The 7,542-nt window shown below is 63.8% G+C and carries 7 protein-coding genes and 1 pseudogene; 5 read left to right on the top strand and 3 right to left on the bottom strand.

Going from position 1 to position 7,542, the window contains the following annotated elements:
• Both C2U70_RS08345 and C2U70_RS08340 read right to left on the bottom strand, forming a co-directional pair.
• Positions 1-363 (bottom strand): CsbD family protein (locus C2U70_RS08345; RefSeq protein WP_140977524.1); only part of this gene is annotated, 363 nt, incomplete at its 3' end.
• 64 nt (positions 364-427) lie between these two features.
• A complete protein-coding gene (locus C2U70_RS08340) occupies positions 428-1,162 on the bottom strand; it encodes an SDR family NAD(P)-dependent oxidoreductase (RefSeq protein WP_140977523.1) in 735 nt (244 codons plus the stop codon).
• 103 nt (positions 1,163-1,265) lie between these two features.
• On the opposite strand from C2U70_RS08340, the gene C2U70_RS08335 reads away from it, so the two are divergent.
• Together C2U70_RS08335 and C2U70_RS08330 are read left to right on the top strand one after the other, a co-directional pair.
• A complete protein-coding gene (locus tag C2U70_RS08335; RefSeq protein WP_186294137.1) occupies positions 1,266-2,045 on the top strand; it encodes an SDR family NAD(P)-dependent oxidoreductase in 780 nt (259 codons plus the stop codon).
• Between the two features lie 95 nt (positions 2,046-2,140).
• Positions 2,141-3,028: a TauD/TfdA dioxygenase family protein gene (locus C2U70_RS08330; protein WP_140977522.1), complete on the top strand. Its 888-nt coding sequence runs from the start codon at positions 2,141-2,143 to the stop codon at positions 3,026-3,028.
• A 138-nt stretch (positions 3,029-3,166) separates the two neighbouring features.
• On the opposite strand, the gene C2U70_RS08325 is transcribed toward C2U70_RS08330, so the two are convergent.
• A complete protein-coding gene (locus tag C2U70_RS08325) occupies positions 3,167-3,811 on the bottom strand; it encodes a YqgE/AlgH family protein (protein ID WP_140977521.1) in 645 nt (214 codons plus the stop codon).
• Between the two features lie 141 nt (positions 3,812-3,952).
• Between C2U70_RS08325 and C2U70_RS08320 the strand changes: the two genes are divergently transcribed.
• The 3 genes and pseudogenes from C2U70_RS08320 to C2U70_RS08310 form a co-directional block, all read left to right on the top strand.
• Complete coding sequence (locus C2U70_RS08320; protein ID WP_140977520.1) at positions 3,953-4,792, top strand: protein-disulfide reductase DsbD domain-containing protein; 840 nt, start codon at positions 3,953-3,955, stop codon at positions 4,790-4,792.
• Between the two features lie 259 nt (positions 4,793-5,051).
• Positions 5,052-6,428, top strand: a complete 1,377-nt coding sequence (locus tag C2U70_RS08315; RefSeq protein WP_186294136.1) for a flippase — start codon at positions 5,052-5,054, stop codon at positions 6,426-6,428.
• 190 nt (positions 6,429-6,618) lie between these two features.
• Positions 6,619-7,437: pseudogene (locus C2U70_RS08310) on the top strand (sulfite exporter TauE/SafE family protein); the annotation flags it as partial.
• Positions 7,438-7,542: the final 105 nt, after the last annotated feature.

The following is a 7,542-nucleotide window of genomic DNA, read 5'->3' as shown; positions in this document are numbered from 1 at the left end:
GCGCCAGCGCGGCGGCGGACGGCGCGCCGGCCGCGACATCAGCAGTGCCAGCGTAAAGCCAATACCGCCTGCGACCATGAGCGCGCCGAGCGGATTGTCGTGCACCCGCTTCACCAACGCCTGCGAGCCATCGCGCAGCGTCTCGCCACCTGACTCATAGGCATCCTTGGCATAAGCGGCGGCGGTTTCACCGGCCTCGCTCACGGCATCCTTCGCCTGGCCGTACAAATTCTGCACGGAGCCTGCGGCTTCACGTGCGCGGCCGGAGGCCTGCGTCTTTGCATCTCCTGCGACATCGCCGACAGCGCCTTCTACGCGCCCGGCAAACTCCTTGGCTGATCCGACGATCCGATCCTTGTCCATGCTGGCTCTCTCCCTCGGGGGTCAGCCGGAGTAACCGATCAGGCGCGTCGCAGTTCCAACTTGCCTAGAGAATCAGCCCGCCATCGACCACGAGGGTCTGGCCGATGATGTAGGACGACAACGGCGAGGCCAGGAACAGCGCAGCGCCCGCCATGTCGGCCGGCGTGCCCAATCGCCGCAGCGGAATACGCGACAGCGCCCCTTCGAGCCGTTTGGGATTTGCCGTCGTCACCTTCGTCATCTTGGTGTCGACGAGACCCGGCGCGATGCCGTTGACGCGGATCTTGTCCTCCGCCCAGGCCTCGCCAAGCGTTCGCGTCAGACCGACCGCGCCGGTCTTGGATGCGTTGTAGGCCGGGTTGCCCATGGTGGAATGATAGGCCGCCGTCGACGACACCATGATCAGCGAACCCTTGGAATCCCGCAACATGGAATGAAAGCGCGTGGCACACGCCATCAGGCTCATCAGATTGACCTCGACGACCTTGCGAAATCCCGCCATCTCGAATTCGCCGCGGCGATAGATCACCGCGCCCTGCGCGAGGACCAGCACATCCAGCCGATCGAAGGACGGCTTGAACGCTTCGATTGCATTGGCATTGCTGACATCGAGCTGCGCATATGTGAGCCCTGTGAGATCGGAACCGTCTTCCGACGAATAATCCTTGGCATTGGCGCGCGTGCCGCAGACCGCCACCTGCGCGCCCCTGATGCGAAAGGCTTGCGCGATGCCGTTGCCGATACCGCTGGATCCGCCGACCACCAGCACCTGCTTGCCGCTGAAATCGAGCTCGTTCATCGCGTGATCCTCCGCTTCTTTTTGGTTTGTTTGACCTGTGTGCGGATCAGTGCCAGCCTTGTCAATCTCATAACAAGAAACAAACAACGACCAGGGAAGCAGCATGTCCGAGTTCAAAGAGCTCAGCCGGTCCGTGAAGGGACTGACCGTTCTCGTCACCGGCGCCGCCAGCGGAATGGGACGCGCAACCGCGCGCGTCTTTGCCGCAGAGGGCGCGAATGTCGCGGTCACCGACTACGATGGCGCGGGTGCGGAAGCCGTTGCAAGAGAGATCGCGGCTAGCGGCGGCAAGGCAAAGGCATGGAAACTTGATGTCTCCGACCCCAACGAGATTACGCGTGTGGTCGATGCGGTCGCAGCGCAATTCGGCGGGCTCGATGCCGTCGTCAACAATGCCGGAATTTCCGTGCGCGTTCCGATCGACGATCCCGGATACGAAGACGCCTGGGCAAAAGGCATCGCGGTGATGCTGACGGCACATCCGCGCATCATCCGCGCGGCGCTGCCTTACCTGCGCAAATCAAGGAGCCCGCGCATCGTCAACATCGCCTCGACCGAAGCGCTCGGCGCCACCGCGACGCACAGCGCCTACTCGGCTGCCAAGGGCGGCGTCGCAAGCCTGACGCGCTCACTCGCCGTCGAGCTCGGCCGCGAAGGTATTACGGTGAACTGCATCTGCCCCGGCCCGATCCGCACCGCCATCACCGATCGCATCTCGGAAGAACATAAGACCATTTACGCCAAGCGCCGCACCGCACTCGGCCGCTACGGCGATCCCGAGGAGGTCGCGCATATCACGCTGAGCCTGTGTCTGCCGGCGGCATCGTTCCTGACCGGCGCGGTCATTCCGGTCGACGGCGGGTTAATGGCACGGAACGCGTAAGAGGTATGCCGCGGAAGCGTTGACATCGTCGGGTGCGGGAGTAGCTTTTTCCGCAAACGGAGCGGAGAACCGCTCGCAGGTGCGGGAGAGATGCCATGACGATTGCCATCCGGCAGCTTCAGAAACATTTTGTCGGTGAGGTGTCCGGCCTCGATCTGCGCCAGCCGCTCACAAAGGACGAGGCGCGCGAGGTCGAGGCGGCCATGGACAAGTACGCGGTGCTTGTCTTTCACGACCAGGACATCACCGACGAGCAGCAGATGGCCTTTGCGCTCAATTTCGGTCAGCGCGAAGATGCGCGCGGCGGCAACATCACCAAAGCCGATGAGTACCGCCTCAGCTCGGGCCTGAACGACGTCTCCAATCTCGGCAAGGACGGCAAGCCGCTCGCAAGGGACAGCCGCGCCAATCTGTTCAATCTCGGCAACTGCCTCTGGCACTCCGACAGCTCGTTCCGGCCGATCCCGGCAAAGTTCTCGCTGCTGTCGGCGCGGGTGGTGAACCCGAAGGGTGGCAACACCGAATTCGCCGACATGCGCGCGGCCTACGATGCGCTAGACGACGAAACCAAAGCGGAGATCGACGACCTGATCTGCGAGCACTCGCTGATGTATTCGCGCGGCTCGCTAGGCTTCACCGAATATACCGACGACGAGAAGGCGATGTTCAAGCCGGTGCTGCAGCGGCTGGTGCGCACGCACCCCGTCCATCGCCGCAAGTCGCTGTATCTCTCATCGCATGCGGGCAGGGTCGTCGGCATGACCATGCCGGAAGGACGGCTTCTGCTGCGCGACCTCAACGAGCACGCGACGCAAGCAGAGTTCGTCTACGTCCACAAATGGAAGCTGCATGACCTCGTGATGTGGGACAACCGCCAGACCATGCACCGCGTCCGCCGCTACGACCAGTCGCAACCCCGCGACATGCGCCGCGCCACGGTGGCCGGCACCGAGCCGACGGTGCAGCAGCAGGCGGCGGAGTGATTGTCATCCTGGGCAAGCGAAGCGCGACCCAGGACCCATTACCACAGGCCGTGGTTCGACGAAGACTGTTGGCCACCAGCTCCCCGCAACAATTTGCTCTTGGGGTAATGGGTCCTGGCTTTCGCCAGGACGACGAAGTCAGGCGTGCCCCGCCTCATTCGACAGCATGCCGGGATCGATCCCGATTTTGCGCAAGGCGCGGCCGTACTTCTCGTCGACGTCGTCGCCAAAGATCAGATCGGCGTCCGCGTCGCAATGCAGCCAGCCATTGCTCTGGATCTCGGTCTCGAGCTGCCCCGGCGCCCAGCCGGCATAGCCCAGCGCGAGGATGGCGTGCTTGGGGCCGGAGCCGTTGGCGATCGCTCTCAGGATATCCACGGTCGCCGTGAGACAGACGCCGTCGTCGATCCGCAGCGTGGCGTTCTCGATGAAGAAGTCGCTGGAATGCAGCACGAAGCCACGGCCGGTATCGACCGGGCCCCCGCGCAGCACCTTCATGCTTTCGGCGTTTTCCGGCAGCTTGATCTGCGCGCCCTTCTTGATGATGCCGAGCTGCTGGAGCAGTTCCGGGAAATCAATGCTGCCGGCCGGATGGTTGACGATGATACCCATCGCGCCTTCGGCGGAATGGGCGCAGAGATAGATCACCGACCGTTCGAAGCGGGAGTCGCCCATGACGGGCATGGCGATCAGGAGCCGGCCGTCGAGATAACCGGCCGACGCCGGGACCGCGGGGCCGGCCTTTCGGGTGCTGTCGCCAGTCCTTTTACCTTCAGGAGCCATGGTGAAGCACTCCGGTTTGCATTCCTATCCTGATGTCGGGTTTTGCGGCTGTCAAATCAAGGCTTGCGAACTCGGATTTCCGGGGCTTGCTTCACAAGCAATTCAATGGTTTGCGCTGGGGTGAGCCTGTAAAGACGTGCCATGTTCAGCTTAGTTCCCAAGCATCGCGCGATCGCCGTCGCCGCAACCCTGTTCGTGTCGGCACACCCGGCCGTCGTCCACGCCGACGATGCCTCGCCCTGGCAGCGCGACAGCCATTCCGCCGTCCGACTGTTGGCGGGGTCGCGCAGCGGCGCGGTTTTGCTGGGCGGGATCGCGTTCCAGCTCCAGCGCGGCTGGAAAACCTACTGGCGCTCGCCGGGCGATTCCGGCGTTCCGCCGCGATTCGATTTTTCGAAGTCCGACAATGTCGAGGCGGTGACCGTGCTCTGGCCTGCACCGTTGAAATTCGATGACGGTGCCGGCGGCCATTCGATCGGCTATCACGACCTGATCGTGCTGCCCTTGCGCATCGTCGCCAAGGCCGCCGACAAGCCGGTGACGCTGCGTGCCGAGATCAACTATGCGGTCTGTGAAAAGCTCTGCATTCCCGTCGAGGCCAAGGCCGAGCTCGGCTTCAACAGCGTCGCCTCGACCGAAGATGCGGCCCTGTTCGCCGCACTCGACACCGTGCCGAAGCCCGCCAATATCGGCGATCCCAATCCGCTGACCATCCGCGACGTCAAGCGCGAGGGCGCGAACAAGGTCGTGGTCGACGTCGTCACGCCCGATGCGCGCAACGTCAATCTGTTCGTGGAGGGCCCGACGCCCGACTGGGCGCTGCCGATCCCGGAGCCGCTGAAAGACAGCCCCACAGGCGTCAAGCGCTTCGCCTTCGACCTCGAAGGACTACCGCCCGGCGCCAAGCCCGACGGTGCAGCGTTGAAGTTCACGCTGGTCGGTGCGGAGAAGTCGTACGAGTTCAATACGAATCTGGACTAGTCGTCCTGGACAAGAGAGCGCCTGGCAACGCGCAGCGTTGTCCAGTAGCGAGCGCCGATCCAGCACCCATAACCACAGGATGTGGTTATGGTACGAGTTGGCGACCACGAGTCTTCGCCACACTTCTCCCTGGGGTAATGGGTCCTGGCTTTCGCCAGGACGACCCTCGGGGTGGACCCCGCTCCACCCAACCGTTTCTTAACGAATGGTTGCTACGCCAGACCCTGCCGCAGCATGCGGCACGTTAAGGGGCTTCGACGTGGCCGTGATGGACGCACAAGGCGCAACGACAGGGCCTGTCAGCCTGATCGCACGGCTGCGCGCGAAACTGGCTGGCGGTGGCGGCGGCACGAGCGAGGCTTCGCTGACCCGGCGGCTCGCCGGCACCATCTTCATCATCCGCGTGATCAGCGCCGGCATGGCCTACCTCTCCCAGATCCTGCTCGCACGCTGGATGGGGACCTCCGATTACGGCATCTACGTCTATGTCTGGACTTGGGTGCTGCTGCTCGGCAGCATGATGGACTTTGGCATCTCGGCGTCAGCGCAAAAGATCATTCCGGAATACCGCACCAGCGGCGAGCATGCGCTGCTGCGCGGCTTCCTTTCGGGCAGCCGCTGGCTGACCTTCATCGTCTCGGCGCTGGTCTCGCTGGCGCTTGCCGGTATCGTCAAGCTGCTGTCGCCGTGGATCGATCCGGCGGCCGAACTGCCGCTCTATATCGGCTGCATGACGCTACCCGCTTTCGTCGTCGCCAACACCCAGGACGGCATCGCGCGCTCGCATGACTGGATGCAGCTCGGCCTGATGCCGCAATTCGTGATACGCCAGGCGCTGATTATCGGCATCACCGCCGCCGCCTTCGTGCTCGGCTTTCATCTCGGCGCCACCGCCGCGATGGTCGCAAGCGCGGGCGCAGTATGGATCGCGATGGCCGGACAGATGGTGGTGCTGAACCACAAGCTGTCGGGTCACATCGAGGCCGGCCCCAAGGCCTACGACATCCGCGGCTGGCTTGCGGTTTCGCTGCCGATCCTGCTGGTCGAGAGCTTCTATTTGCTGCTGTCCTACACCGACGTGCTGGTGCTGCAGCAATTCCGCCCGTCTGACGAGGTCGGCGTCTATTTCGCCGTCGTCAAGACGCTGGCGCTGGTCTCGTTCATTCACTACGCGATGTCGGCAACGACGGCGCATCGCTTCGCCGAATACAACGCGCTCGGCGACAAGGCACGCCTGTCGGCCTACGTTGCGCACGCCATCGCCTGGACGTTCTGGCCGTCGCTGGCCGCGACGATCGCACTGCTCGCGATCGGCAAGCCGCTGCTCTGGCTGTTCGGGCCGCAATTCGTTATCGGCTACGACATCATGTTCGTGGCCGCGATCGGCCTCGTCGTGCGCGCGGCGATCGGCCCGGTCGAGCGCCTGCTCAACATGCTCGGCCACCAGAAGATCTGTGCACTCGCCTACGCGCTGGCATTCGTCATGAACGTCATCCTGTGCATCGCGCTGGTGCCGCGCTTCGGCGGCCATGGCGCCGCGGCGGCCACCTCGATCTCGCTAACCTTCGAAACGGTGCTGCTGTTCTGGATCGTGCGGCAGCGGCTCGGCCTGCACGTGCTGGCCTTTGGCCGGTAGGCCGGTCCGGCCCATCAGCGGCTCGGAAAACGTCTGTTTCGCCAAATCATCCTGAGTAGGTCAATTCGGCTCCCGCATTCGATGCGGGAGCATTATTTTTCTTATTCGCTCCAATCGGTTGCAGTCAGAAGCAAGTTTATTCTACGTCGTATTGCCTGACCAACGAGATAGACCTAGATTCCTCCCAGACATGATTGATCCGCTTTACGTCGCATCGGGCTTTGGCGTCGGCCTGCTTGTGGGAATGACCGGTGTCGGCGGCGGGTCGCTGATGACGCCGCTCTTGATCCTGCTATTCGGCGTGCACCCGTCGACCGCGGTCGGAACCGATCTGCTTTATGCCGCCGCCACCAAAGCCGGCGGCAGCGTCGTCCATGGCTGGTCGCGCAGCGTGCACTGGCCCGCGGTCTTGCGGCTCGCCTGCGGCAGCATCCCGGCGAGCGCGCTGACGCTGCTCGTGCTCTGGAAGCTCGACCTCAAGAGCGACGCCGAGCGCAATCTGGTCAACCTGGTGCTGTGCTTTGCGCTGGCGCTGACCGCGACGTCGCTGATCTTCCGAAAATCCATTCTGGAGCGCTATCGGCAACGCCTGGAGGGGGTCGACGAACGCACCACCGCGATCGCGACCGTCATCACCGGGATCGTGCTGGGCGTGCTGGTTTCGATTTCGTCCGTCGGCGCCGGCGCGGTCGGCGTGACCGTGCTGCTGCTGCTCTATCCCCGCCTGCCGATGGCGACCATCGTCGGCTCCGACATCGCACATGCCGTGCCGCTGACGCTGGTGGCGGGAATCGGCCACTGGGCGCTCGGCGACGTCGACTGGTCGCTGATGGGCGTGCTGCTGATGGGATCGCTGCCGGGCATCGTCATCGGCAGCTACAGCGCGACGCGCGTGCCGGAGACCGTGCTGCGCGTGGCGCTGGCCAGCGTCCTCGTCGTGGTCGCCGGCAAAATCGCGTTTGTGGAATTGAACCTGTCGTCGGCCATCGTGACGGCGCTGGTCTATTCCTTCGTCCGCGCCATGACGACGGTCTCGGCCGTGATCTTCCTGACCTCGGCGCAACACGAGATGGCGACGGTGTTCATCATCAACCGCGCGATCAACGGCGATTAT

Source organism: Bradyrhizobium guangdongense (assembly GCF_006483445.1).
Classification (GTDB): domain Bacteria; phylum Pseudomonadota; class Alphaproteobacteria; order Rhizobiales; family Xanthobacteraceae; genus Bradyrhizobium; species Bradyrhizobium guangdongense_A.
The sequence above is the reverse complement of the archived record's forward strand: the minus strand, read 5'-3'. Positions and strand labels throughout refer to the sequence as shown.